Origin of the sequence: Streptomyces sp. UH6 (genome assembly GCF_013421635.1) — a bacterium.
GTDB lineage: Bacteria > Actinomycetota > Actinomycetes > Streptomycetales > Streptomycetaceae > Streptomyces > Streptomyces abyssomicinicus.
Genome location: NZ_JACADT010001384.1, coordinates 1 through 1,122 on the forward strand (window position 1 = coordinate 1; position 1,122 = coordinate 1,122).

The window sequence follows — 1,122 nt, forward strand, 5'->3', positions numbered from 1 at the left end:
CCTGGGGCTGGCCCCGGCGCTGCTGCTGGCGTCGGGCGGGCTGGGGCTGATGGCGGCGTGGACCGCCGCCGACGCCCACGCCTGGTCCCCCACCGCCCGGCTGGCGGGCGTCGCGGTCACGGTGGCGCTCACGCTGGTGCTGCTCGCCTACTGTTCGCCGCTCGGCCGCGGCGGGCTGATCGGGGCGGGCGCGGTCGTCGTGGCGACCGTCGTGTGGGAGGCCGTCGCTCTGCTCCAGGACCGGGGTGACCGGGTCGGGGCGGTGATGGCCGTGGTCTCCGTGGTCCTGCTGGGGCTGCTGCCGCGGTTCGCGCTGATGGCCTCGGGGTTGACGGCGCTGGACGACAAGCGGTCCTCGGGCACCTCGGTCAGCCGTCACGAGGTGGCCAACGCCCTCGCTGCCACCCACCGGGGGCTGGCGCTCGCCACCGTCGTCACCGCCGTGTCGGCGGCGGCGGGCGGCTGGCTGCTGACCTCCTCGGCGGGGGCGAACGTCTGGACGGTCTGCCTGGCGTCGCTGACCGCCGTGGTGCTGCTCTCCCGGGCCCGGGCGTTTCCGCTGGTCGCCGAGGTGGTGGCGTTGTTCGCGGCGGCGGGGCTGATCGTCGTGCGCCTCGCCGTGCTGTGGCTCGGCCACTCGGGAGGCGCCGGCGCGCTGGCCCTCCTCGGGGCGGCGGCGCTGCTGCCGCTGCTGGTGCTGGCGGTGGAGCCGCCCGAGCATGTCCGGGTGCGGCTGCGGAGGTTCGCCGACCTGATCGAGTCCATCGGGGTGATCGGCTTGTTCCCGCTCGCGATCGGGGCGTTCGGGATCTACGGGCAGCTGCTCGACAAGTTCTGACAGGGCACGTCCGGTCCGTCGGAGACCGGACACCGGCCGGTCGCCGTTCCTGGCGGGACGGGGACCGGACGCGGCGCGGGAGGAGAGAGGCGAGATGCCGAGCGGGGACAACTGGCAGAGCGACGTGCTGCGCGACCTGAGGGGCGGCGGTGGGTCGCAGCAGGCTGCCCCGCCCGCGGGCGCGTGGCCCCAGCAGGCACCGCAGCAGACACCGCAGCAGGAACCTCAGCAGGCACCGCGAGCGGGCTCACCACAGCCACCTCAGCAGGCGCCGCGGCAGACAC

The 1,122-nt window shown here is 75.6% G+C and carries 2 pseudogenes; both read left to right on the forward strand.

Annotation, left to right across the window (positions count from 1 at the left end):
* Positions 1–838 (forward strand): annotated as a pseudogene (locus tag HW445_RS32045) (type VII secretion integral membrane protein EccD); the annotation flags it as partial.
* 94 nt (positions 839–932) lie between these two features.
* Positions 933–1,122 (forward strand): annotated as a pseudogene (locus tag HW445_RS32985) (MinD/ParA family protein); the annotation flags it as partial.